This is a genomic window from Oligella sp. HMSC05A10, assembly GCF_001808335.1.
In the GTDB taxonomy this organism is placed as follows: Bacteria; Pseudomonadota; Gammaproteobacteria; order Burkholderiales; family Burkholderiaceae_B; genus Oligella; species Oligella urethralis.
In genome coordinates this window covers 715-963 of sequence record NZ_KV792963.1, presented here as the reverse complement: position 1 = coordinate 963, position 249 = coordinate 715, and the positions used below count along the sequence as shown (strand labels likewise).

At 50.2% G+C, this 249-nt stretch carries 1 protein-coding gene; it reads right to left on the bottom strand.

Annotated elements, in window-relative coordinates:
• On the bottom strand, positions 1–130 hold a 130-nt coding region (locus tag HMPREF3144_RS11975), incomplete at its 3' end, for a VENN motif pre-toxin domain-containing protein (protein ID WP_256388370.1).
• Positions 131–249 lie beyond the last annotated feature (119 nt).

Genomic DNA, 249 nt, shown 5'->3' with positions numbered 1-249 from the left:
GCGCAATACCCGAGTCCGTGCCGGTGGTAGCGCCTACACCTGCCCCCACTAAACTCGTGATACTGGAGATGGTGGCTTTTTCATCGGCGTTTAAGTCGGCTGCTTTACCGTAGAGGTAATCTACTAGGATCGGCGCCGCGGCGTACTGTCCTATCTCTTTGTGACGATTAAAGCTTAAACTACTACCATAAAAACTTTAGTCTTAGTCATCACCCTCTGTCTCACTCCAATAAGGAAGAGAGGCTCTGC